The organism is Flavilitoribacter nigricans DSM 23189 = NBRC 102662 (genome assembly GCF_002646595.1).
Classification (GTDB): domain Bacteria; phylum Bacteroidota; class Bacteroidia; order Chitinophagales; family Saprospiraceae; genus Flavilitoribacter; species Flavilitoribacter nigricans.
In genome coordinates this window covers 126,513-152,522 of the sequence record NZ_PDUD01000031.1, presented here as the reverse complement: position 1 = coordinate 152,522, position 26,010 = coordinate 126,513, and the positions used below count along the sequence as shown (strand labels likewise).

Genomic DNA, 26,010 nt, shown 5'->3' with positions numbered 1-26,010 from the left:
GTATCATGTATTTTAATTCTAAAGGGCAAGACGACGTCACCTATGATGCCATCGTTGTTGGCACGGGTATCAGTGGCGGTTGGGCGGCCAAAGAGCTCTGCGAGAAAGGGCTCAACACCTTGGTATTAGAGCGTGGTCGAATGGTAAAACACGTAGTGGATTACCCCACCGCTAATCTCGATCCCTGGGATCTTCCCAATCGCGGACGCACCGCTCAGGCCGAGATCAAAGAAAAATATCCCAAGCAAAGTCGTACCGGCTACACCATCAGCGAAGCGACTAAGCACTGGTTCGTCAATGATATTGATAATCCATATTCCGAGGTTAAGCGTTTCGACTGGATGCGCGGTTACCACGTCGGTGGCCGGTCCATCATGTGGGGACGGCACTCCTACCGGTTGAGTGAAATGGACTTTTCGGCTAACGCCAAAGACGGACACGGATCGGACTGGCCGGTGCGCTACGCGGAGATCGCACCCTGGTACGATCACGTAGAGACCTTCGCCGGTATCTGCGGTCAGAATGAAGGCCTGCACCAGTTGCCGGACGGCAAATTCCTGCCGGCCATGGAACTGAACTGTGTGGAGAGCAAGCTGCGCGAAAGCACCGCCGCCAACTTCGGCGGACGGGTGGTCACTATGGGACGGATCGCCCACCTGACGGCCCCGAACCCGGCCGTTCACGGCTCCAGAGGTAAATGTCAGTACCGCAACCGCTGTATTCGCGGCTGTCCTTTCGGTGCTTATTTCAGCTCGAACTCCGCAACGCTTCCGGCGGCAGAGGCGACCGGAAATATGACTCTGCGCCCGAACTCCATCGTATTTTCACTCATCTACGATCCGGCCGATAAAAAGGCCAAAGGGGTACGCATCATCGACGCGGAAACCAACGAGACGCACGAATATTTTTCCAAAGTCATTTTCCTCTGTGCTTCGGCCCTGGGTAGTACCCAGATCCTGATGAATACCGTTTCCGACGAGTATCCCGACGGATTGGGCAGTAGTAGTGGTGAACTGGGCCACAACCTGATGGACCACCACTTCCGCTGCGGCGCCGCCGGCGTTTACGACGGATTCAACGACAAATACTATAAAGGTCGTCGTCCGGGTGGCGTGTACATTCCGCGTTTCCGGAATGTCGATAAAGAAAGCGAACGTCAGGATTATCTCCGTGGCTTTGGTTACCAGGGAGGTGCCAGCCGGCAGAACTGGATGCGCGATATCAGTGAAATGAGCGCGACCATGGGCGCCGAAGCGAAAGACCTGCTGATGCAGCCCGGCCCCTGGAGAATGGGACTGACTGCCTTCGGGGAATGCCTGCCTTACCACGAGAATAAGGTCGTCATCAATCGCGATAAGACGGACAAGTGGGGACTGCCTACCCTGACGATGGATTGCGAGTTCAAAGAGAACGAAAAAGCCATGCGCCAGGATATGATGGACTCTGCGGCCGAAATGCTGGAAGCAGCCGGCTTCAAGGACGTCAACACCTACGACCGGGCGTCTTACCCCGGCCTGGGGATCCACGAAATGGGCACCGCCCGCATGGGTACGAGCCGGAATAACAGCGTACTGAACAAGCACAATCAGGTTTGGGACGCTCCGAACGTTTTCGTTACCGATGGCGCGTTCATGGCTTCCGCGGGTTGCCAGAACCCCTCGTTGACTTACATGGCGTTTACCGCGCGGGCCGCGGATTACGCAGTAAGCGAAATGAAAAAAATGAACATTTAAAAACAGGAGTCGGGCCTAAGTGATCAACAGCCAGGTGGTAATAGCCGGCCACTGATCGCTAAAGACCGACCGTTAAAAATATAGTCATGAACAGAAGAGATGCACTAAAAAGGGCAGCCATGATCTCCGGTTTTGCGGTATCCGGTTCGCTGGTGAGCGCTGTCATGCAGGGGTGCCAGGAGGTGGATACTTCCCCGGACTGGACCCCGGAATTCTTTACGCCCGAAGAGGGTGAAAAACTGGGCGCACTGGCCGAGGCTATTCTGCCGAGGACGGATACGCCGGGTGCAAAAGATGTTTTTGTAGACCGCTACATCGATATGATCACCAAAAACTGTATGACCGAGGCGGAGCAGCAGCGGATGAAGCAGGGTATCGCGGAACTCTACGATGCCTACGAAGAATCCGGCGGCAAAGCCTTCATTGAGGCGAGCTCAGAGGAACAACTCGGTTATCTGCAAAAGGTAGAAATGGATGCCCGGCAGATCGCTGCGGATGCGGGCAATATCCAGCAACCCGATTCGGAAGAGGAACGCCTCAACCGCCGTCCTTTCCTGCCGGATTTCAAAAATCTGGTGATTGCGGGCTACTTTACATCCGAGGAAGTCGGTACCAATGTACTGCCTTACGATCCGGTTCCCGGAGAATGGATCCCCTGTGGAGATCTCCAGGAATTGACCGGAGGGAAATTGTGGTCATTGTAGAATAAGCGTGTGTTTGGGAATTGTTGCTTCGCGAAAACCAGTATTTTGGGCCGGATCAACAATTCCTGAACGAGCTTTCAAAGTGCCGGGACCGGAGCAGGTGGAAGGGCGTTCGGCCCGCCTCCGGCTTTAAAGCCCGCTCCATCCTAATACATTAAATCCCTCAAATATGATAACAAGACGAGAAGCCATCAAAAACACAGCTGCCGGTATCGGCGCCATCGGCCTGGGCCTGGCGGCCTGTAATACGGCCGATGGACAAGCTGCTAATTCGGAAAACGAAAAAGAAAAATCAACTATGGGTATGGCCAAATACCAACACTCCGTTTGTAAGTGGTGCTATGGAGATATTCCAATGGAAGAATTCTGTGAAAGAATTCAGGACATCGGGATCAAATCCGTGGAGATCATCGGACCCAAAGATTGGGAGATTGCTGCTAAGTACGGCATGACCTGCGCCATGGGAACGGATTCCTTCATCAGATTACCGGATTGTCTCAACGATCCCAAGAATCACGCCGAATTACTCGCCGGCTACACCACCCTGATCGATAAGGCCGTGGAAATGGGCATCCCCAACCTCATCTGTTTTTCCGGCAACCGGAACGGACTGGATGACGAAACGGGACTGGAAAATTGTGCCGTAGGCCTGGAGCCGATCGTAAAGATAGCGGAGCAAAAAGGGGTCAACATCGTTATGGAACTCCTGAACAGTAAAGTGAACCACCCGGATTACCAGTGCGACAAGACCCCCTGGGGCGTTAAGCTGGTAGATAAGGTCGGCTCTCCGAACTTCAAGCTATTGTATGACATCTACCACATGCAGATCATGGAGGGAGATGTGATCGCCACCATCAAAAAGTACAAGGATTACATCGCGCATTATCATACCGGAGGGGTACCCGGCCGGAATGAGATCGACGAAACGCAGGAACTGTACTACCCGGCGATCATGAAAGCGATCGCCGAAATGGGCTACGAAGGTTTCGTAGGCCAGGAGTTTGTTCCTACCTGGGACGATCCGATCGCCGCCCTGCGCCACGGTGTGGAAACCTGTACGGTTTAATCGAAAGTAATGAGTAATAAAAAAGGGCCTCTGCCGATCGGCAGAGGCCCTTTTTTATTGTGCGCCAATTCTCGCTGACTGTAGTTCGGATTAGTTCAGCTGGAACCGCACCACCACACCACCGGACGTATCCAGACGGGGGAAACCCGCGGATGTTTTCGGAATGGTTTTCCGATAGTCAAAGAACAGGCGCAGGGACAATCTCCGGTTCAGTTTGTATTCCGCTGAAGGCGAAAACTGCACGGTATTGTTACCCCGGGTCGGTTCGGAGGATTTATCATCCAGGTTCCGGGCGATCGTAAGGTCATCGGTCAGGGAGAAGGTGAACTGGATATCCAGATCCTGCCCCTGCAACTGGCTGGGCCGGTTGCCGCCCCGTCCGGGAGTGGTGGTCGGTGCCGGTGCGTCGTCCGGTTTCCGGCTTCCTTTTTTGTTACTACCGGTCAGGAAAGGAATATCTACGTTACGCATCAGGTAGCCGAAACCAAAGTCGATCTTTTTGGAACGGGTTTCGCTCAGCAGGGTGTTGGTCACGTTCAGGGCCAGTGTCCGCTGCTGCTGGTAATCAAAGCTGAAGGACATGCCGTTCTGTACGGTTGCCTCCACGCCCAATAGCGGGGCGAAACCTTCCTGGATCACCACATCGGGGATCTCCAGTTTGGCGTAGTAGTTATAGTTGACCGAATCTTTCAGGCTATTGTTCCGCAGACCGTCCAGGTAGTAGAGGTTCGTCTGGTAGTTGTTTACCGTCAGGGTGGAGCGGTAGCCGTGGGTGATATTGAAGTTCGAGAAAATATCCCGGAAGATCGGCAGTTTCGATAGTCCGTTGTAGGACGCCCGCCAGTTGGGGAACGGCCGCGTTCCGAAGAGGTCCATGTTAAAGTTGGTCGGATCCTGACCGGTATAGGTCGCAATAAATGCGGGGATCAATACCTCCTGCTGGTTCCGCCCGTAACCGTCCGTGTAGCCCTGAGCCGCCAGGTTCGGATCTTCGTGCTGTCCGGTACCGAGGCGTTGGGAAATAACCACGCGATTATCTTCGAAATCCTTAAACAACTGTTTGACCTCTTCGTCATTTTTGAACAGGGTATTCAGCGCATTGTAGCTGACCGTCATCGATCCCAGATAGCTGGGGATGGCGTGCCGGTAATCAGCTCCGAGTTCCTTGTCAAATACCTTGAAGCTTTCCGTATAGTTCTCCGTGTACTTGCGGTCGGCATCCACCTCGATCCGGAAATCCCGGAAAGGTTCGAGCGTAAGTCGTCCGCCGTATTCCTGGGAATATTCCTGCACCACGTCCTGGTTCATGAAGACGTTATCCGTGATCCAGTTGCGGTTATCGTACAACCAGTCACCGGCACCCGCCCGCGGATTATTCCGCAGATCATCGGACAGGGTCCGGATATTCGGTTGCAGACCCGCGATGAAGTCCCAGCCCGGTGCATCGAAACCGGAGGAAAGACCGAGTAATTCCGTTTCGGGCATAAAGCCGGGCACGACGGTGGCGAAGGTTTCTTTATAATTCAACCGGGCCTTGCGGATCAGCAGCAACGGCCTGATCAGTACTTTTTCGAAAACGCTGGGTTCGCGTTCGGGCTTCTCGTCTTCGGCATCGGCTCCCGGCTGTCGGGCCGGAGTACGGCGACTTCTGGGATCCGTACGTCCGCGGGTAGGCTGATTGCCCCGACTGATCTTCTTCAGGTACGGTATGTTGTCGTACAGTTTTTCGAAGTTCAGGTCGGCCGTCACCTGACGGATCTGATTGTTCTGGATGATGTTACCCAGACTGTCCACGTTCAGGGCCGCAGCGTTCCAGCTGTATCCGGCCTGGTACTGCGCCCGCACCTGTACCCAATCCATAAACGGCAGGTAGCGGAGCGGCAGCGTATAGCTTACATTGACGTTGTGCTCGTAGTTTTTCGGACGTCCCAGGTTTTTCAGGTTGGTCCAGATGCTATCCCGGCGGAACTGGTCGATATCCGTGATGTTGGGATTCTCCCGCATTTCCCGTTCGTCCGGTTCGTCGATCACCGAGAAGCTGCGGGCATTGAAACTCAACTGCAGGGATTTGGTAATATTCCACTGCAGGTCGTAGTTCCGTTCCCAGTTGAACCGCTTATTGAAATAGGTCGTATACCGGGGATCTCCCGCAAAACGGTAGCGGGTATCGGCAAACTGCCGGTCCAGTATAGAGCTGAAATTAAAGGAGTTTGGCAGCGGGTTCAGGTTGAATTCCTTGACCAGCCGGAGGAAAGGCGAATTGCCGAAGCCTTTGAATGGCTCCAGGAATCCACCCGGTCGACTGTAGGAATAATCAATAATACCGGTGTATTTCTTTTCGCGCTGGAATTCAATGATCGGATCCCGGTATTCGATCTCCGATTGTGAATAACTCAGACTGAAGTTCGAGATATCCCAGGGCATAGGTTTACTGTCGCCCGTTCGTTCCTTCCGGACGTTGGTAAAGTTGAGGGTCTTGATCTGGGTGACCTCCTGGGCCTGGGCCTTGATCGAATCTCGTTGTTCCTGATTCTGCGCGTTGTTGACCTTCTCATCCAGCAGAATGTCCAGATCGTAGGGATCGTATTCCGGCGTTTTGGTCGTATTGGAAAGCTGGGCGTAGAACGGTACGCTGATCCCGGTGCTTTCCGGCAGCAGTTTACCCAGTTCCAGGTTGGCCGCTACGTCGTAGCCGGCGATCTGCTCCCGGGAGCGTTGGTGTACACCGTCATCCAGGGCGCCGAAGCCGATGCTGTTGAAGTTACCGGCCAGGGTCAGGTTACCAAAGTCCGCCAGTTGGATATCCGTTCTGGCCAGGGCCGCCGCACCGCCGCGCTCATCCAGACCGACCAGGCGCAATTCGTTCGCCCATACTTCGGTAGAGTAGGAGACCCCGTCGTTCTTCGGGTTGCGGATACCGATCATAGCCATTTTTACGAAACCGAGGTTCGGATTACCCTTCACCTTGATTACGTGCCCCTGATCGATAGTCTCTATATATTCATCCGCCGGACTGCCGCTATTGGCGTTTCGCGCTTCCTTCAGCTCGGTGAGCAGGCGCAGACGGAAATTCAGTTCGTTCTCGATCCGCCAGACTTCCTGTTTGTATTCCGGGGAAGCCGGGTTGAGTTCCAGTATCCGGTCCGGATCGGACATCACCAGCGGGATCTCGTATTCGTAATAATTATTCTTGAAGTCACTACCCAGACGCATGAACAGGCGCAGTTCGCCGTCCGGCACTTCGAAGTTCTTAGATTCGGCGTGCACGAACATCTTGAGTTCCTCGTACAGACGGAAGTCCCATTCGATGATCTTGAATATGGCCCGCGAATCCCCGTCACAAAGGTTATCCAGGCGCATGGAGATAGATTGCTCGTTCTGCAGCGTATTGAATACACCCAGCGACAATTCCCGCTGGATCCCTTCGGGTAATACGTAGTTGAAAGGCGTCCGGCGGCTGTTCTCTTCAATGTTCACCGCATCCACGTCGAAGGTGGTCTCGATGTCGTCGCAGCCGGTGCTGATCACGCCGCTGGAAGTCAGGTCCTGCGTGTAGCGGCGCCACTGGTTACGTACCAGTTCCAGGCGGGCAAAACGCATAACTACGGGATCCTGGAAACCGCGCATGTACATCCGCATAAAGCGAATGGAGCGGAAATCTCGAATACCACCCACACTCTTTTTGTCCGGCGTGTTCAGCGGGATACGGAAGCGGTACCAAACCCGGTTGGAAGCGTCATCCTCGATCTGATCGGTGATGAAAGGCGTCCGTTCCCGGTCGATCAGCCGTGGGTTCATCGGATCGTAGTACAGCGGAACTTCGTATTGGAAATAAGCTTCCGTCTCGTTGAGGGTATTATCCTGGTTCAGGTCCTCCGCATCGGGGATGTTGGTACCCGACTGGCGGATCCGGTTGTCGGAATTGGAACGGGAGTTACCTTCCGGGTTATTGAAAAACTTGTAGCGTTCCCGGACACCGTCGGTATTGGTAAAACCCTGATCGTTATAATAACGGAAATCGTCATTCGAGGGATCCTGAGCTTCGCGGCTGGCGATGGTCGGGCTCAGTGCCTGGAGTGCGCTAAGGTAAGGAGCGAATTTCTGTTGTTCGCCCTCGTTGTTGAGACCGTCCAGACCTACGTCCTGGATCTCCCGCGTACCCGGATCGTTGTCGAAGGCCCGGGTGATCTGCTGCCCGATCGGCACCCGCGACCAGACCGTTGTATCTACCGGTCGCTCGGGGTTCTGCGGGGTAGGCAGACCATTTTCGAAAAATTTACGCGAGTCCTTCAGGATATCCTCGGAGATGTTACCCAGGTTGATATACAGCGTACCCTGGCGGGCTTCAACATTGCTGGCCGGCTGGGACGCATCCTGGTTGTCGAGGAAAGGACTCAGCGCCCAGAATTCCAGGAACTCGATGTTAGCCGATTGAAAATCATTCGTCGTCAGAGCCCGCATGATACCGCCCCAGCGGGTTTCCGGATCGTTCAGGATCAGGGTATCGTTCTGGCTGGTCACCCCGCGGGTGAGGTTGCCGTAACCATTTGGTACATCGTAGTTGTAGGGACCTCTTTCCCGGGGGAAGAAGGCCAGGTCCAGCGTCTGGAACAACTGCGGATCGGCCGGCGTCGGCTGGATATTGGGGAATACCTCCTGCTGTGGGATCCGGTCGTAGTAAGTAGATCCACCGTCCGTACCCGCCCGGGCACTGGGGTCGATCCGGTACCAGTTGAGCCGGGCCCGGTTGGCACCCGATGCCAGCGTATTCTCGCGGCTTTCGGGGAAGAGAGGGTTATTGTTTTGCGCATCGTTCTGCGGCACACTGGCCAGGTACCACTGGGTAACCGGCTGCCGCAGGTCGAAGCTGCTGGCGCTACCTTCAAAGTCATCCACGTAAATGATACCGTCCTTGTCGCGACGGCTCTCATTGATCGCCCGGGAGTGACCGGGTTTCAGGTAAGCCGCTTCCGCACTGAAGGAGATATTGGAAGGCGCTTTGGTGGACAACAGCGGAAACGCATCTACAGCCTTGGTCAACCAGGGCAACTCCTTGCTGAAGTTGACATCAAGGCCATAGATCTTGTTGTTAATAGGATCTTCACCCAGGTTTACCTTTTGGGTGAAGGGGCGTTCAAAGAGCTGTAGGAAAGTAGCTCCGATGTTGAAATTATCATTGAGCTGGTAATCGGCGCGCAGACCCAGCATGGTTTTGGACTGGAAGCCGAAGAGCGTATTATCCTCGTAGGAGACGTTGATCGGAACCCCGGAACTCAGGATCGCATCGTTCAGTACCCGCACTTTACCGGTCGCATAGTCTACCTCGTAGTCGCGGCCTTCCTGCAGCAAAGTACCACCGGCCGTTACCCGCACCGATCCCGGAGGAACGTTGAAGGCACCCAGGGAGATCTCTGAGGAAACGCTTGACTTGTAGCTACCCTTGATCACGTAACGGTTCTTCTCCGGATATTCCCGCGCCTGGAAGAGCGTCTGGGTATAAAGCTCCGGATAGGTATACTGGGCGATGGCGGCCTCCGTTTCCAGTTGTTCCCGGAGGTGCGAGCCGAAAGGTTCCAGTACCGGGAACATGATCCGGCCGTTGTTGGGATAAATGGTTAAACCGGGAACGTAGTCAAAAATACCGTCCGGTTGCGGGTCTCCCTGTGTATTCAGGTTATCGAGATTGAACACGTCGATCAGCGGGCGACCGGCCAGGTTACTGGACGGCAGGAAGCGCTTCAGGCCTTCACCCGGATCTTCGTAGAATACGTCCAGGCGGAAATCCTGCGGATTCACCTGGTAGGCACCGATGGAATAGACGTTTTTCATCATCAGGTCCCAGGTCGGCACGTCGATCCGCTGGGTGGTACTTTTCAGCAATTTGGTGAACAGTACCTGCGGCGTTTGTTTGAGGGTATCGGTTGAAGTATTGTCGTACAGGTTGGCGAATTCCCCCACGAAGAAGGTCTCTCCATTGTATTTGTAGGAGAAGGAAACAGCCAGTACCTGGTCGGGTTGTACGTTGATATTCAGGGAGATGAAGCCCAGTTCCGGGTGAATGGTATATTCCCGGGAGTTCAGCTTACGGGCACTTACCTTTTCGAAATCGCGGGCCTGCTGGAGTCCGAATTCGGCCGATTGCAGGATAGCTACCGAACGGTCGATGTTCCGGATACCGTCTTCGCGGTTGATCAATTTGCTATACAGACCGTTGGCGTCGTTATCCGGCAGCGGTTTACCGTCACAGATCTCGCGGTAGCGCGGGGTCTGGTAGGTTGGGATCGCATCGGGGTTCACCAGCCTTTCCGGTTCACCGAGATCCGAGAAAGCCACGATGTCCCGTACATCTTCTACTTCGTTCCGGTCGTTGGTGATCCAGACCTCGATGTTCTCGATCTGGAAAAGCGTATTGATCTGGGGCAGGTTTTGCAGCGCCCCTTCGAAAGTGCTTCGGTTGTAATGAGAGAGGAAGAAGTGCCGGTTCTCATCGTAGTCATCGGCCTTTACCTGGAATTCCTGCAGCTGGCTGCCCCCCTGCAACTGGATGTTTTCCCGTTGCGATTTTTGCTGGGAAGCGATGGCGGTCAGGCGGAGGTGACCGAACTGCAGTTCCGTTTTCAGACCGAAAAGGCTTTGCGCCCCCTGGATCAGGCTACCCCGGAGCGGTAAGCTCACGTTACCGGCCTCAATTTTCTTCAGGATATCATCTTCGCTGAATGCGTCGCTATTGTAATCGAGTTTGATCTGATTGTCAAAATCAAAAGTAGCTCCCGTGTTGTAGTTGGTATTCAGGTTCAGCTTCTCACCGATCTTACCGGTGACGTTCATCTGAATGTCCATGTCGAAGTCGAAACCACCGGTGGTCCGCTGCCGTTCGGTCAGGATGGGGTTGTCCAGCCGCTGTACATCGAAACCGAAGGTAAGGTCGATGCCCCCCTGCGGCCGGATATCAACGGTAGTACCACCGAAGAGCCGGTCGATGATACTGTTCTTGACATCGAATTTGGCAAAGGGATCCGTAGCGCTGAGGCCCGTCCCTTCGGTATTGATGCCCGACAGGCGATTGAAGTATTCCTGTTCTTCCCTCTGCTGACGGTATTTCAGGTATTCGTCAAAAGACATGTAGGTGGGAGGGCGGAAGTAGGAGTCGCCGATCTTTTCGGAAATGATATACTGACCGGTTTCGGGATCGTATTCGATCGTTTGTTCAACGGCCGACGGATCTTTCAGATCGAAAGGGTTGTTGGACTTGTCGTTGATATAATCACCATACCGCTCCTGTGGGGGAGGGATGGTATCCGAAACCGTTTGGGCCAATACGTATTTCGAATCATAAGGATCTCCGAGTCCGCCGGTGTCACCGGCCAGAGCGGAAAAACTGAAACTTAGAGCGGCCACAAAGGTTAGCAGTAAGCCGATAGGTAGTACTATTCTATTCATAATTCAACACGGGATTCTATCTGGAATGCGCGATTAAAAATCCGGGAGCATTCCCGGGAAGATTTCTTTTTCGTTTCTTCCCTTAAACGTTTGAATCGTTCCTTATTTTCTGACAGTCAAAAAATTAACATCAATCGAAAATTCATCCGACGTTCCTCGCCAGGACTACATACAACATAGGTTTGCTCTTGGTCTGGGGGAAAGGAGGGATGCATAGGGGCGGATTGCATTGTGAGGATTTTTTCAACCGGTTGACAACTTTAATGACAATGACAAAAGCTATTCGCTGCGTACTTTCGGAAATTGTTCAAGAAATTGTGCCAGAGGTTGTCTAATAAAATAGCCTCAACTGATCGGCGATCCGATTTCTCATTTGAGAATTTATGATTTAGTATATCGGCAAAGGGTTTCAGGAGGATGACAAGTTTGCGAAGCGCAATATTGAGATTGTTTACATTCCCCCGCAAAGGCGAAAGAGATCTAAGCAAGCTCTTATCCGGACATTTGTTTGAGAGCTACCCTGACCAGGGCCTCTACACTGGAAATGCCGGACTGTTGTTTCAAAATCTTATTGAGCACTTTTTGCACCTGAATGCGGTTGTAACCTAAAGTTACCAAAGCAGATAACGCCTCATCGCGCACGGTATTGTCCTGAGGCGAGAAAGTTAATCCCGTATCCCCACTTTCTTTCATTACTTTATCCTTCAGATCGAGGATGATGCGTTTGGCCGTTTTGGGCCCTACACCCTTCACCCGCTTGAAGGCAACGAGGTCTTCACTGATGATGGCGCTTTTCAGTTCGTCCGGGTTCATGGCCGATAGGAGTACCTGAGCGGTACTGGTACCGATACCGGAAACACTGATCAGTTGTACGAAAAGGGTGCGTTCGTCGGCTTCCGCAAAGCCGTACAGGGTATGACTGTCCTCCTTGATCTGCAAATGGGTCAGGATCTTCACCCTTTCCATTTTTTCGATCTGGGTATAAGTATGCAGGCTGATGTTGATGTGATAACCGAGGCCACCCGTCTCCACCACAATGAAGGTGGGCGTTTTAAAAGTTATCTCTCCTTTGATGTACGTAATCATGCTATTAACTGGCAGGCCTTTTCCCCTTCGGCCTGTTGGGGTAGATGGTTAGGCAATGCGTGTCGGACGAGATCGATGGAACGCTGAGCGGTGAAGCTGCCGGAATCCAAAACGTCCAACTCTTCAACGTCTCAAGGACTTACCTGTATTGCCTTTGATCTACCGGTTTTTCAAAAATGAGTACGAAGGTAAGGAAAGTATCCCAAACGGAGAACAGGTGCAGATTTTAGTGAACTTCCTGCTGCTGAAGCCTTCAGCGGGTCTTTTGTGTCAATGTAAGCGGGCTATCCTATCCGGCATATCTGGGCTAAAGATGGACCAACTTCGTATTTATGTGCTAATTTTATCTTTGGGGAAAATACCTCGGATGCCCGGCCAAACCGGGCAGCGCCCTCTATAAATGAACAGCTATGTACCTTTTGAAATCGGACCGGTCCGATGTGCCGCTCTTATTGGGAGTCTGGATCCTGATCCTGTTGTTCGTCAACCCCGTCGGAAACTATCCGATAAATGATGACTGGGCCTACGCCCAGATCGTCAAACGGTTTGTGGAAACCGGGGTTTATGACCTCGGGTTCTGGCCGGGTATGACCCTTTTTACCCACGTTATGTGGGGCAGCCTGTTTTGCTGGCTATTCGGTTTCTCCTTTACGGTACTGCGCCTGTCCACTCTGTGTATGGCGATCATCGGCAGCCTGGTCTTTCTGGAACTGCTGAAAAGTTTCGTCCGGAATACCTGGTCGCGCCGCCTGGCCGTGGGCGTTTTGCTATTCAATCCCTTCTTCCTGCTCCTTTCCTTTTCCTTCATGACGGATGTCCCGTTTTTGACCATGATCATCTCGGCCCTGCTGTTCTTCAAAAAGGCGCTGGATGAGGATCGTTACCGGGATTGGGCACTGGCGCTCCTGTTTTCGGTGGCCGCCATTCTGACCCGTCAGCTGGCCCTGATCGTTCCGCTTATTTTCAGTGCCGTGCTTGTGCTGAAGAGCCGTCGCCCTAAACACATCTTACTGGCAGCGGCCATTGCCGGCATCAGTTTTCTTTCCCTTTACGGCTATACCGCCTACATGGAAGCTACCGTGGGGCTACCTCCGCCTTTCGGCCGACCGGAATCTTTACTGGATAAACTGAATACCTATTTTATGGGCGTGCAACTCCAGCAGCGCGGCGGAGCCCATTTATTCTACTGGAGTATTTTTCTGATCCCGCTGCTGGCTATACTGGACTACGGTTTCCGGCGAAAAAGAGCCGATCTTTTGATCCTGGCGTTTGCTACCTTCATCTGCGGCTATTTTTACGCTTATTCCTACGATCTGATCCCGGTTGGTAATCTGTTTTTAGGCCTGGGTTTCGGTCCGATGCCGCTGGCCGATATCGAGAAAGGATTTAATCCGGCGCGGGAGATCCCCGCTGCGGCTTGGTTGTGGCTACAGGAACTGGTTTTCCCGGCATCGGTCGCGCTTTTGTACTACGCCGGTAAACAGGCCTGGATCGGGCGGAAGGCATGGCGTGATCTTTCCGGGATCCGACTGTGGAAACTGGCCGTTTTGTTACTGTTGCTGGCCTATTCCTGCTTTATTCTGATCGATGCCAATAAATTCGACCGCTATTTTTTACCGGTCTATCCCTTATTAATCATTCTGCTGTGCCCTACAGCCGAACGAACTCCCGGACGGTTGCCGCGGATCATCGGCGGCCTGACGCTTTCAATCCTGGCGCTCTATTCCCTGGTGGCTACCCGTGATTATCACGCCTGGCAGCGCGCGCGCTGGACGGCTCTGGACGAACTGGTGGTCGGGCAGGGGATCAGCCCCCGCCTGATCGACGGAGGTTTTGAATTTAACGGCTGGTACGAGACCGGCCCCAAAAATCCTTCCGGTTCGGACTCAAAGTCCTGGTGGTTTGTCAATGAGGATGTATACTTGTTGGGCAAAGATGCTTTCGACTGCTTCGAAGTGATCAAAAGGGTACCGACCCATACCTGGCTGGACCCACTGGGCGACAGCCTGGCCGTACTGCGCCGACCCGTTCTTATCCGGATGGATACCCTCTTTACCGATCTGGAAAGGACCGGTGAAGCGGGCAGTGTGCAATCCGATGACGGCCGCTATCAATTCAGTATCGGGGGCAAGTTGGATTCGACCGTTGCCTTCAGTGGGAGACGATCCGTTTTGCTGACACCCGAACATCCCTACGGCCTGTCCATTCAACTGGACAGTGTGGAAGCCTGCGAGCAGATCACGATTACCGCCTGGCGCCGGGGCAATTCCGGTTCGGCCGGTACGGTGATCCGGGCACCCGACGTGGAGCAATTGCACAGTTTTGAGCGCTACTTTGTAGATGAAGAAAGTGATAAAGGCTGGAGGCGCCTGCGACACGAATTGACGGTGCCGTATAATTACAGCCCGAATACCCTCCAGGTCTACATCTGGAACCCGGTCATAGATTCGGTGTGGATGGACGATCTCCGGATCATTCGTCGCCGATCGGGAACGGAGTAGGAGGATGGACCTATAGCCAGGTCGGAACTTTATTCGGTCAGACTGCTGTAGGCCCGGGCGATCTTTGCGGCTAGCGCGACATTACTCAGTACCAGTTGGATATTGGCTTTCAGGCTTTTACCCTTACTGAGCTGTTCGATCCGGCTCAGCAGAAAGGGTGTGATGTCCTTACCCGTGATGCCCCGGCCGCTGGCTTCGGAAACGGCCTGATCAATAACGGCATCGATCCATTTTTTAGGCAGAGAAGCCTCTTCCGGAATGGGGTTGGCAACTACCATTCCGCCGCCGAGTCCCAGTTCCCATTTGGTGCGCATGACTTCGGCGATCGCTTTGGGACCATCCAGCCGGCAGTCAACTTCCAGTCCGCTTTTTCGGGTGAAGAAAGCCGGGAATTCGCTCGTTTTGTAGCCGATGACCGGCACCCCGTGGGTCTCCAGGTACTCCAGGGTGAGGCCGAGGTCCAGAATAGATTTGGCACCCGCGCAAACGACAGCCACCGGAGTGCGGGCCAGTTCCTGCAGGTCGGCGGAAATGTCCATACTCGTGGGGGCATCCCGGTGCACTCCACCGATACCACCCGTGCCGAACACGCTGATTCCCGCCATTTCGGCAATGATCATGGTGGACGCTACCGTTGTGGCTCCGTGTGAACCTTTCGCCAGTATGATGGGCAGGTCCCGGCGGCTGACTTTGGGGATCACCGTGCCGCCTCGCCCCAGTTGCTCGAGTTGCCCGGACTGAAGCCCCACTTTGATCCTCCCGTCCAGGATAGCGATGGTTGCGGGGATCGCCCGGTTTTTCCGAACGGTACGTTCTACTTTCAGGGCCGTTTCCACATTTTGCGGATAGGGCATACCGTGGGAGATGATCGTGGATTCGAGGGCGACCAATGGGCGTTTTTCCGCCAGAGCGGTCTGTACTTCTTCGGAAAGGTCTAAGTATGGATGTACGGGCATGGGTTTGATCATTGTTGGCGGCAAAAATAATCATCCTGCTGAGCTCATGCAACGCAAGCGGACTGGAATGCCGTTTCGCACACCAGGAATCCACTACCCGGCATCATTTATACAGGAAGCAAACGCTCTCGCAATGAAATATAGATTTATGAAGGGATTGCATTATCTGATCTTGCCGGTTATGTTTTTATGGCTAATTCCGCCGGGCGTGGGGCAGCCGTTCGCACAGTATAAAAAACTGATGCCGCTGGAGCAGCCGGAAAATTATCCGAAAGATTCGATCTTGTTGAAGTATAAGGCGGTGGATTCGACCCGCGCCATCATTGCCTTTCTGATCAATCGCACCGCCGATACGCTACTGGTCCCGCTTTGGTCGGATGGAGCAGCTGCTCATCTGGAGATCGAATTTGTTGCGGACAACCAAGAGACGGAAACCTGGGTCGTATTGAATCCACCCCAACTGAGCAGTTGTTACATACACACAAAATATGCAGTCAACTTACCTCCGGATCACTACCTCTGGCTGAATGAGCAATTGCCTTCATCGGGGCCGTACCTGACCCAATTGAGATTTCAGGTGCGGGTAAATGACAGCTTGCAGGTTCTTTCTCCATTGATCCCCGCCCGGATTGACAAGCGCTATCTCTATCCCCAGCAGGCTGAATTTTTACGCTTTTTCGATAGCCGGCAGTTGGAGGTAGAAGACCGGGAAACCGGAATTATGCTGGCCGGTAGCAAAGCCAAAACCGAGGCGTATTTATTCGAAGATTGCGAAAGCGCCCTGCGAACGATCACCGGTGCACTCGAAAAATATCCCGATGCGGACCAGCTTCATCTGATACACGGCATGATCTATCTGGTGAGTATGGGGCAGAATGATGGACTTTCCCTACCGGAAAAACAACTGCTTATCGGTCAGGCCTACCGTTGTTGGGAGTCGATATCCGGTGCCGATGAGACGGTGCTGGAAAGCATCCGCAAATTTAAAAAGGTATACGATCCGCATCTGCTAAAAAAGTCGACCTGGGATCCCGAACAACTGGATTGCCGGGAACGGGACGGCCGGCTCGAATGCTTTCTGGACTATCCGGTTCCTGCTTATCTGGAGGTCTATTTTGCGGAAGAAAATTAGAACGATCCGGCAAAAAAAGCCTGCCGGTTTGTGTAATCGGGCACGGTCCGGCATCTCTAAAGGGAAAACCTTAAATCCGAGATCAATGAAAAAACAGACCCATTACCTGAAGATCAAACTCGATCAGCCCTGCGGAGAAAGCTGGGGTGACATGGAGCCTCGCAAACAAGGCCGTTATTGCCACCAGTGCACCAAAACGGTGCGCGACTTTTCCGAGGCTACTGATGCGGAACTCATCCATTTCTTTAGCAAGCAACCACAAAATATTTGTGGCCGTTTCCGGCGCGATCAGCTTCGCCAGGTGTATACTTTTTATCCCGCGGCACCCACCTCCCGGATCGCTCCCTGGCGTACGGCCGCTTTGATCGGTGGCTTATTGCTGGGCGGACATGCGGTGGCCGGACAGGTGTTGGAAACACCGCTGCCGCCACCGGTCCCGGAATTGCAAACGGGAGCTTCATTGAAAAGTTGTGATAGCCCCATTGTGGGAAAAATGAAAATTACCGGGCAGGTGACCGATACCCGGGGTGAGCCCCTGATCGGGGCCAATGTCCGGATCGTCGGTTTCGGCAACGGAACGGTGAGTGATATGGACGGTCAGTTCGTATTGACGATCCCGGACGAACTGGAAAATGTAGCGGTTGACGTCAGTTTCATCGGTTTTGAAGCCCGGACTTTCACTTTTGACCGCCAACAACTGGCGGACGAATTGAGCCTGGACGTACAACTGCAGGATAAGCAATACCTGCTGCAGGAAGTAGCCGTCGTTGCGAACAGTAACCATGGTGATCCTATGGTCCTCGGTGGCATCAGTTCGGTGGTCTACACCCGGATCGCTCCCAGGGCAGAACCTTATCAGGAGGAGATTATCGATCCCACGCTGACCATTGCTCCCAATCCGTTCCGGGAGGCGTTGAACGTCCGCTTCCAGGCACCCGCTTCGGGAGCTTATCAGCTGCACCTTTTTGACCTTTCCGGGAAGCTGCTGGATGATTCGGTACTGGAGCTGACGGAAGGGGAACAGCAATTCACGCCGGAATTGAGCCTCAACAACCTGCCGGCGGCAACCTACCTGCTGCGACTCCGGGCTCCGGATGGACAGGTCTGGACGAAGCGGTTGGTAAAGCTGGATTAAACGTTTCGGGCATTGCAACAGTTCATCCACTCATTCTCCCCGTCGATTCACTAAAAAAGTAGGCACAGTACCGGAACCACGCTGGTGTCAATGGCCGGAATTAGCTATCTTCCGCTTATAGATGGCCCATCACCACCGGATCGGGCGGGGTAACCTTTTGTTGTCCCGGCAGATTAAGGTAAAGCTCAGAGCGGCTGTTTTCACCTAAAAGAAACCGAAGATCAGTGGTCACCCAACCCGTATTGCTGCTTACTTTTTCCAATGATCAGGATAACTACCTGCCCATGATCGTGGCGGAACAGAAAGCGATCAAGCAGGCGCTGCTGGACCATGTGGATAAGAATTACCTGGAATTACGGGATGTGCAACACGCTTCTACGGAGGAGATCTTCTATCTGGTCAATCGCTACCACCAACGCCTGCATATTTTCCACTACGGAGGACATGCCGACCGGGAAAGTCTGCAACTGGAACGGGAAGTAGGCGTCGTGCAGACTGCCCACGCGCGCGGCATTGCCGGCCTGCTGGGTACCCAAAATCAATTAAAACTGGTCTTTCTGAATGGCTGCGCCACCGCCGGCCAGGTAAAAGTACTGCTGGACGAGGGCGTGCCGGCCGTCATCGCGACCCGGGTGCCGATCAACGATCGGGAAGCCCAGCACTTTGGCGCTCAGTTCTACCAGGCGCTTTCCGCCGGAAGTACGATCCGCGAAGCTTTTCGCAAGGCGCGCGCTTTTATCGAAACCACGCGCAACGATCTGGATATTCAGGAAAGCCCGCTGGGACGGGGGATCGATCTCAGTCGGCTCCATGCTACCGAACCCATTCCCTGGGGGCTGTATTATCGTCCCGACCGCGAGGAAGTATTGGACTGGAAATTGCCGGTAGAATCTCCCCTGGAGGTTAACTTCGGCGCCGAACAGTGGAAAAACCGCTGGGAAAGCCCGGTAAACGATCTGCTGGTCAATGAAAGCCTGAAAGCCATTCGCGAAAGCGAGATCGTCAAGGAACTGGCCCGTAAGATCCACAAGGAGCGCAAAGCGGGCAACAGTAGCCGGCGGCCTACGGATGCCGAAAAGAAAGACACACTGGTGCGGGCCTACCCGGCACCGGTCAGCGTGCATTTGCGGGCCCTGTTTTCCAGTAGTCATTCCGCGAAATACGATGAGGCCAGATTGGCGCAGACCGTCAATACCTACCAGAAGACCATGCAGTTCCTGGCGTTTATACTGCTGTCGGATATCTGGGATCACCACCATCGCAAGGCCGGAGGTATACAGTTGAACGAAGCCGAGCGCCTGCAGCTGCGGGCCTTTTTTGAACTGAACGCCATCGCGGTAAAAACCTTTGACTATTTCCAGCTACTGCATGCCCTGCTGGGGATTATATCCCGCAATCAGCTGGTCTGCTACGTGGAGGAGCTGGGTCGGGTTGGCCCATCCTGGAGTACAGATCAGCGGATGATCGAGTGCAATGATTTCTTTCAGCGGATGCGGAGCGAACTGGAATACGACATCCCCGGACGCCTGATCGAAGCCTACGGCATGGAAGCGGAACAACGGCTGGCCCAGCTCTTGGAAGCCATTCACTTTCTGGCTCATTATAAAATGGCGGTCGTGAAACATATCGAAGTGAAGCAGATGAAGCACATGCCGCCCAAGGCCTACCGGCACATCATCGTCGAACTGGATAATAACTACCAGGATATCGGAGAACGGGACCGGCAGCAGGAATTGGCCGAGTCCACGGATATGGAATCGGTGCTGTTGTACCGCGAGACACTGAATAAGAGTCTCAACCTTTCTCCTTTTTTCCTGGATGAGAATGCCCTGATCCGGGAATACAATTCCAAACTATACCATTTTTCCCACTGGACGGAATCCGGCCTCTGTTACTATTGGATGGAAAATGAAAAGGATACGCTTCAGGTGTCGGGGCGAATGTATCCCCGGATCTTACAGCAGTTTGAGCTGGTGCGGCAGGATCTCTTACAGGAGGAGGCTCCGAGCCGGGTCGCAACGGAGTTTGATGATGACGATATACTTTCCGTCATCTAAAATGATGTCCCGTAAAGGGGCAGAAATTCGATCGATAAAATATTCGGTACTGAAAAGCTAAAACCGTGCGTAAATACCCTTTCAAGTTTTTGGATGCCTACACCAGGGAAGATCGGGAGATCTTCTTTGGCCGTGACCGGGAGATCGATGCCCTGTACCGGATGGTTTTCCAGACCAATTTGCTATTGGTATACGGTGGCTCGGGTACCGGAAAGACCAGCCTGATCCGTTGCGGACTGGCCAATTGCTTCAAAGATTCGCAATGGCTGGATCTGTACATTCGCCGCGGAGCCGACATCAATCAGTCGCTACTGGAAACCATTCGTAATCATATACCGGAGGTGGTAGCGAAGGGCACCGAGGAGAATTCGCCCGACTGGTTCGAGGAAATGATCGCCGATGAATCGGGAGGGCGTACGACTGCCGTTCCGGAGGTCCTTTCCACTCATCCGGTGGCCCGGGCGCTTCGGGAACTGTATCTGGCCAATTTTACCCCCATTTACCTGATCTTCGATCAGTTTGAAGAATTATACACGCTGGGTACGGCTGCGGAACAGGAAGAATTGGTACGAACCATCAGCGAACTGGTACAGCTTCCCTTACCCATCAAGATCCTGATCGTAATGCGGGAGGAATACCTGGCCCGTCTATACGAACTGGAAAAAGCGGTGCCGCAGTTGCGGAACAAAAAACTCCGGATCGAACCAATGGACCTGCCGCGGGTAGAGCAGGTCATTCTGCAGGCTACCGTCCACAATCCCCAGTCCAACGTTCAGTTGGCGACCGGTCGGGAAAAAGAAATTGCGGAAGCCATCGTAGAAAAGATCCGGGAAGGTGACGTAAATGTGAAATTGCCCTATCTCCAGGTATTTATGGATCGGCTGTACGAACTGGCCAGCGGGGAGCCCATCCGGCGCGAACAGGACGTAACCATCGATCTGGATCTGGTGCGGCAAACCGGTAACATCGGAGATGTACTGGCGGATTTCATCGAACGGCAGAACCACCGCATCTATCAGAAATTATCCCACCAATATCCCGGCCTACCGCCCGATACGGTCTGGCGGCTGCTGTCTCCCTTCGCAACGATTGACGGTACCAAGGTGCCGATCCGCGAAACGGACCTGCCCCATCTGAAAAAATACCTGCCCGACGAAGGGGTGCCTTGGGCGGAAAAATTCATCCGGGAAACGATCGCTGAGCTGGAGAACGGTCGGATACTCCGCTACCGGAAAGAGGAAAGGACTTACGAAGTTGCGCACGATACGCTCGCCCGGCAAATTGCCGAAAAACGAAGCGAAGAGGAAAAAGCCTACCTGAAGGCAAGGCGCATGATTACCGAAGGGCTCGCTACATTCGCCGATACCCGTGCGCTGCTCGGGAAAGAACAACTCGCCTATATACGGCCCTATCGGAAACGGCTGCAGGAGGAGTTGTCGACCAGTCAAAAAGATTTTGTCGAACAGTCCGAACGCCGGCGGCAGCGAGAGATCCTCCGCTTGCGATTGGGCATTTTGCTGGCCTTTATCGTAGCCCTGGCCGTGATCCTGATCGTGCTGCGGGAACAGCGACGGACCCAGGCGGCTCTGGATGAACTGCTCGCGGCCCAGGCGGCCCGGGAAAGAACGGAGCTTAACGTTTTACTGGAAAGGGCCGGCCAGATCGCCAAGGGCGGGAACTGCCCGCCGGAAAGCATGCGCCAGACCATCGACAGCCTCTATCAAAAACACGAGGAAGTTACCGAATTACAACAACAGTACGGAGAAACGGTCGCAAAATTAACCCATTGTCAACGGTAAGGTATGGAAGCTAAAATGGATCGGATCGGAAGGGAAAAGTGGCAGCATCGGCAGATCATGCTGTTGCTGGCCGGCCTGCTTTGCCTGGTACCCGGTGTGGTAATGGGGCAAAATTGTTACGATTACCCCTGCGTCATCCGTAAGGTAAAAGAAGCGCTGGTCGCCAAACGTTACCAATCCGCTTTCGATAATCTGGAATCGGCGGCAGCCTATCCGGGCAGCAACGCGGAAGAAATAGCTGACCTGCGGCAGCAATTGTTCAACAGTATCCAGCGGGAAAAAGAACAGGCAGAGACCGAAAGACAACGCGCCGAACAGGCCGAAGGACGGGTAAGGAGTACCCTGCGGATCGTACAGGAAGAGCGCGACCGGAGTGAGGTATTGCGGAAGGCGGCAGAGCGAAACAGCGAGATCAATCGCATAACGGCGCAGGCGATGGAAGTGCAGGCCGAAGATCCGGGCCTGGCGGCCAATCTGGCCCATTACGCTTTTGAACTTTCCGATCGCGGACATCCGTTAGCCGCCAAGATCCGGAGAAATATGTACCAGGATCCCGCCGTACTCCTGCTGCGTACCGCGCTGCAAGGGCACCGGGCCGAAGTAACGGCCATGGCCTTTTCTCCGGATGGCCGGTACATACTGACGGGCAGCAAGGACCGGACCGCCATCCTCTGGGACTTCAAAGGCACCATCCTCCGGCATTTCACCGGGCATGCCGGAAGCGTCACTGCGGTGGCCTTTGCGCCGGACGGCCGCCACGTGGTCACCAGCAGTCAGGATCACGACCTTAAACTCTGGGACCTGGAGGGCCATGAGCTACACACCTTCTCCGGGCACCTGAGAGCGATCAAGCAGGTGGTTTTTTCCACTGACGGCAAGTTGCTCCTGAGTGAAGCCGGGGACGGTCTCCGATTGTGGCAAATCAGCGGTGAAGAGCTGGCCGCTAAATTTGAGGAAAGCCAGGGGCGACTGGAAGCGATCAGTTTTACGGAAGATGATCGTCGGATCGTCGGGGTCGATACCTACGGTGCGGTGAAAAAATGGGATCGTTCCGGGCAATTGCTCGATAAAGCTGAAATGAATATTGATAATCTACTGACGGCTGCTTTTTCGCAGCGGGGAGACCGCTTACTGGTAAACAGTATCGGAGGAAAAACCCTGCTGTGGGCAACCGAAAGTAATCGCGTAGAGCGGGAAATGCCCAATCCATCTGCCTTTCGGGCGGCGGGGTTTTCGGCCGTTGACGACCATATCCTGATCGCCCGTACCGAAGGGGTAGTGGAAGCATGGGAATTGTCCGGCCGGAAAAGAGGAGCCATCCGGCAAATGGGTTCGGCTCATTCTCTGATCGATGCCGTTTTTTCAGCCGATGGCCGGTGGATGCTTTCGCTCAGTCCGGCGGGTTTACCCAAACTTTGGGACCTGTCGGTGGGGAGGCAACTATTGCTGGGCGGGCACCGGGAGGCCATATCCGCTATGGTTACGGCCCCGGATGGCAGTCAGATCTATACTGGCAGCTCTGACGGATCGATCATTGCCTGGTCGGCGGACGGAAAAATACGTTGGCGGGCCCACTGCTACGCTGGAAGTGTAAGAAGCATGGCCGTCACGGCGGACGGCACCCGACTGATTATTGGCGGCGAGAATGGCCAGGTAGAATTGAGGAGCCATGAGGGGAGCCTGCTTTCCACCGTTCAGGGATCAGCTTACCGGTTTGGTTACGTTAATTCCGTAGCGGTATCGCCGGACGGAAACTATTTACTGCTGGCATCCGTCGGCGGGCATGTGCAGTTGATCGCATTGGAGACTGGAGCGCAGCGAGATTTTAGTGTTCAGAAGGAGGACGTCTTCTCCCTTGCCTTTTCTCCGGACGGTACGGAAGTTCTGCTCGGAGGTCTGGAGGGCGTGGTCTGGCGTTGTGATCTGGAAGGAAACCTGCTCCATACTTACCGGGCCGATACAGATCGCACGATCAATCGGGTGACTTTCACGCCCGATGGCCGGTACTTACTGGCGGCCAAAGGCGCGGATATTTGCATCTGGGATCCGGAAGGGACGCTGATCCGTACTCTGGCCGGACATCAATACGACATCACGGATCTGGCGATATCGAATGACGGCCAGTTAATATTGAGCAGCAGTCCGGACAAAACGGCCAGACTGTGGAGTATTCAGGGAGAATTATTACAAACGCTGGAAGCCCACCAGGGTATGGTGAGTGCGGTAGCTTTTCTGCGCGACTGTGACACCTGCCCATGGAAACTGGCTACCGCCGGAGCCGATCAGACGATCCGCATTTTTGACCGGGAGGGACAATTAACTCGGGTGCTGGGCGGGCATCCGGCAGAAGTGCGCGCGGTCGCCTACGCTCCGGATGGCACGCTGATGGCTACCGCCGGAAGAGCGGGCGAGATCCGCTTGTGGGATGCCGATGGTCAGTTGCGGACGCTCATACCGGCCCACGATCGCAGTGTTGAAACGCTCGCTTTTGCTCCGGATGGCCAAAGTCTGCTGAGTGGCAGCCTGGATCATACCGTAAAACAGTGGGACCGCAACGGCCGCCTGCTACAGACTTTTGAAGGGCAGGAGCGGGGTATCAAAGCCATACTGTTTTTTCCGGATGGGAAGAAATGGTGCACCGCCGCCGGTAGCGAATTAATCATCCGAGATATAGAAGGCTATTTGTTGGCAAGCTACGAGGCTCCTTTTAATATCTCCGGATTAGCCATTGCACCGGATGGCCAACAAGTAGCACTGGCCGGTGGTGAAGGACGGGTGGTACGCCTGAACCCGGAGGGTAAATTACTGGATGAGTTGCAAACGACCCCGGTCCCGATCTTTGATCTGGCCTTTTCTCCCAATGGGCAGGAATTACTACTCGGGCTTGAGCGCGAAGGTGCTCTGCTACTGGATCTGAAGGGCCAGGTTATCCAACACCTGGAAACTGGACCGTCGTCGGTAATGGCGGTTGCCTTTGCTCCGGTTTGTGAAAACTGTGCCTACCGGCCCGGTGAGGTACTGGCTACCGGTAGTGCCGACGGATCGGTGATCCTGTGGAACCGACAGGGGTTGGAGTTGCAACGAAGCGAACTGGGGCCAAAGGCGGTCAGCGACCTGGAATTTACCCCGGACGGCACCCGCTTGCTGGTGGGCACAACGGATCATAATGCCGTTGTGCTGTACCAGGTCGAAGCCTATTTCGGCGATCGGTCCGCCGTTTCTTACCCGCAAAGCGCCACTTTCGGTTTGCCTTTCGATTACCGGCAGCTATCCGATCCCGGCGCGATCCTGGAGTACGGAACGCATTACCTGGGAGAAAATAATACCCAACAGGAGATGAGTCTGGAGCAACTGGCTACCGCGCGGGAGGTGACGGAATATCTGGTCGATCGTTTTGGCGACGGGTACCGGATCTACCTGGCGGAAGTGCTCTACAATTACGCCAAATACCATTTTCGTCGGGGAGCATTTACCCCGGCTGTTGAGGCTTATCAAAAAATCATGGCCTATGATCCGTCCACCGCCTGGCTGGACCTAGAACTGGCCACCACCTGGCTGTTTGCCGGCAACTGGACCGAAACTAAAACCATCTACGACCGATGGCTGGGGCAGCCATGGGACCGCTCCGTTTCGGATTACGCCCGCAATTGGGGCGAAGCTTTCTACAAGTATCTGGATCAGGCATCGGAGCGTGTTACTCCCCGGGATGAAGCGTTGGTTGCCCGTGCAAAAAATTATCTACTCGAGGCCATGAGCAAATAAAAAGACCCGGCGTTCCGCAATGGGAAGACCGGGTCATAAGTTACGCTATTGTATTTTTAGCCGGTGCTTTACCGGCGTTGAATTATTGTACTTGGATCTGCCGTGGCGGTAAAACCTTGGCTTCCTCTCTCTTCGGGATCATGATCCGCAGTAATCCGTCTTCGTATTTAGCTTCGATCCGGGAATCATCCACTACCGTTTTGGGCAGGTGGAAAGTCCGTTGGAAAGACTGGTAGCTAAATTCTCTGCGGGTATAACGTTCGTCCTCTTTGTTTTCTTGTTCAGTTTCCCGATGAGAAGTAATTTTTAGGACTTCGTTCTCTAATTCGATAGTGAAATCCTCTTTTTTCATGCCGGGAGCCGCCATTTCTACGAGAAAACCTTCGTTGTTTTCCACAATGTTTACGGCCGGCAGGGTCGTGTTGGTATTCGAAAAATTGCTGTTACCCCAATCGAAAACATCTCTGGTAAAGAAATCGTCGAACAGACGGGGCAATGTCGGAAAATTACTTTTGATAAGTGTCATGGTTTCGGTTTTTTTTGGTTAAACAATAAATGAAATAAGTGCTCGAAAACCGATGTTTGCACCGTACAATCTATTTATTAACAACTTGTATGCCAATTGATTATATCTGAAAA

13 protein-coding genes are annotated in these 26,010 nt (G+C 53.9%); 9 read left to right on the top strand and 4 right to left on the bottom strand.

Going from position 1 to position 26,010, the window contains the following annotated elements:
* The first annotated feature begins 5 nt into the window (after positions 1-5).
* The 3 genes from CRP01_RS26550 (at position 6) to CRP01_RS26540 (ending at position 3,503) form a co-directional block, all read left to right on the top strand.
* On the top strand, positions 6-1,733 hold the full coding sequence (locus CRP01_RS26550) for a GMC oxidoreductase (protein ID WP_099153147.1): 1,728 nt from the start codon (positions 6-8) through the stop codon (positions 1,731-1,733).
* 86 nt (positions 1,734-1,819) lie between these two features.
* Positions 1,820-2,437 carry a gluconate 2-dehydrogenase subunit 3 family protein gene (locus tag CRP01_RS26545; RefSeq protein ID WP_099153146.1) on the top strand — a complete coding sequence of 206 codons (618 nt, stop codon included), beginning with the start codon at positions 1,820-1,822 and terminating at the stop codon, positions 2,435-2,437.
* Between the two features lie 169 nt (positions 2,438-2,606).
* Positions 2,607-3,503, top strand: a complete 897-nt coding sequence (locus CRP01_RS26540; protein WP_099153145.1) for a hydroxypyruvate isomerase family protein — start codon at positions 2,607-2,609, stop codon at positions 3,501-3,503.
* 90 nt (positions 3,504-3,593) lie between these two features.
* On the opposite strand, the gene sov is transcribed toward CRP01_RS26540, so the two are convergent.
* Together sov and ruvA are read right to left on the bottom strand one after the other, a co-directional pair.
* Complete coding sequence (gene sov, locus CRP01_RS26535) at positions 3,594-10,943, bottom strand: T9SS outer membrane translocon Sov/SprA (RefSeq protein WP_099153144.1); 7,350 nt, start codon at positions 10,941-10,943, stop codon at positions 3,594-3,596.
* 492 nt (positions 10,944-11,435) lie between these two features.
* Positions 11,436-12,029 carry a Holliday junction branch migration protein RuvA gene (gene ruvA, locus CRP01_RS26530; RefSeq protein WP_099153143.1) on the bottom strand — a complete coding sequence of 198 codons (594 nt, stop codon included), beginning with the start codon at positions 12,027-12,029 and terminating at the stop codon, positions 11,436-11,438.
* A 410-nt stretch (positions 12,030-12,439) separates the two neighbouring features.
* Between ruvA and CRP01_RS26520 the strand changes: the two genes are divergently transcribed.
* Positions 12,440-14,530 (top strand): ArnT family glycosyltransferase, encoded by a 2,091-nt coding sequence (locus CRP01_RS26520; protein WP_099153141.1) that lies wholly within the window; start codon positions 12,440-12,442, stop codon positions 14,528-14,530.
* Between the two features lie 29 nt (positions 14,531-14,559).
* On the opposite strand, the gene CRP01_RS26515 is transcribed toward CRP01_RS26520, so the two are convergent.
* A complete protein-coding gene (locus CRP01_RS26515; RefSeq protein ID WP_099153140.1) occupies positions 14,560-15,486 on the bottom strand; it encodes a pseudouridine-5'-phosphate glycosidase in 927 nt (308 codons plus the stop codon).
* A gap of 133 nt (positions 15,487-15,619) precedes the next feature.
* Here CRP01_RS26515 and CRP01_RS26510 point away from each other — a divergent pair, with 133 nt between their 5' ends.
* From CRP01_RS26510 to CRP01_RS26490, 5 genes are all read left to right on the top strand, one after another.
* Positions 15,620-16,618, top strand: coding sequence for a hypothetical protein (locus CRP01_RS26510; protein ID WP_143473544.1), 999 nt, complete (start codon positions 15,620-15,622; stop codon positions 16,616-16,618).
* An 85-nt stretch (positions 16,619-16,703) separates the two neighbouring features.
* Positions 16,704-17,753: a carboxypeptidase-like regulatory domain-containing protein gene (locus CRP01_RS26505; protein WP_099153138.1), complete on the top strand. Its 1,050-nt coding sequence runs from the start codon at positions 16,704-16,706 to the stop codon at positions 17,751-17,753.
* Between the two features lie 224 nt (positions 17,754-17,977).
* Positions 17,978-19,810, top strand: coding sequence for a CHAT domain-containing protein (locus CRP01_RS26500; RefSeq protein WP_143473543.1), 1,833 nt, complete (start codon positions 17,978-17,980; stop codon positions 19,808-19,810).
* A gap of 65 nt (positions 19,811-19,875) precedes the next feature.
* A complete protein-coding gene (locus CRP01_RS26495; RefSeq protein ID WP_099153136.1) occupies positions 19,876-21,609 on the top strand; it encodes an ATP-binding protein in 1,734 nt (577 codons plus the stop codon).
* A gap of 3 nt (positions 21,610-21,612) precedes the next feature.
* Positions 21,613-25,371: a WD40 repeat domain-containing protein gene (locus CRP01_RS26490; RefSeq protein WP_099153135.1), complete on the top strand. Its 3,759-nt coding sequence runs from the start codon at positions 21,613-21,615 to the stop codon at positions 25,369-25,371.
* A gap of 82 nt (positions 25,372-25,453) precedes the next feature.
* Here CRP01_RS26490 and CRP01_RS26485 read toward each other — a convergent pair whose 3' ends face one another.
* Positions 25,454-25,897: an Hsp20/alpha crystallin family protein gene (locus CRP01_RS26485; protein ID WP_099153134.1), complete on the bottom strand. Its 444-nt coding sequence runs from the start codon at positions 25,895-25,897 to the stop codon at positions 25,454-25,456.
* Positions 25,898-26,010: the final 113 nt, after the last annotated feature.

Coding starts and splice junctions, on each gene's coding strand:
- CRP01_RS26550 (WP_099153147.1), top strand. CDS start 6: ATGTATTTTAATTCTAAAGGGCAAGACGACGTCACCTATGATGCCATC.
- CRP01_RS26545 (WP_099153146.1), top strand. CDS start 1,820: ATGAACAGAAGAGATGCACTAAAAAGGGCAGCCATGATCTCCGGTTTT.
- CRP01_RS26510 (WP_143473544.1), top strand. CDS start 15,620: ATGAAATATAGATTTATGAAGGGATTGCATTATCTGATCTTGCCGGTT.
- CRP01_RS26505 (WP_099153138.1), top strand. CDS start 16,704: ATGAAAAAACAGACCCATTACCTGAAGATCAAACTCGATCAGCCCTGC.
- CRP01_RS26515 (WP_099153140.1), bottom strand. CDS start 15,486: ATGCCCGTACATCCATACTTAGACCTTTCCGAAGAAGTACAGACCGCT.
- sov (WP_099153144.1), bottom strand. CDS start 10,943: ATGAATAGAATAGTACTACCTATCGGCTTACTGCTAACCTTTGTGGCC.
- CRP01_RS26540 (WP_099153145.1), top strand. CDS start 2,607: ATGATAACAAGACGAGAAGCCATCAAAAACACAGCTGCCGGTATCGGC.
- CRP01_RS26520 (WP_099153141.1), top strand. CDS start 12,440: ATGTACCTTTTGAAATCGGACCGGTCCGATGTGCCGCTCTTATTGGGA.
- CRP01_RS26485 (WP_099153134.1), bottom strand. CDS start 25,897: ATGACACTTATCAAAAGTAATTTTCCGACATTGCCCCGTCTGTTCGAC.
- CRP01_RS26490 (WP_099153135.1), top strand. CDS start 21,613: ATGGAAGCTAAAATGGATCGGATCGGAAGGGAAAAGTGGCAGCATCGG.
- ruvA (WP_099153143.1), bottom strand. CDS start 12,029: ATGATTACGTACATCAAAGGAGAGATAACTTTTAAAACGCCCACCTTC.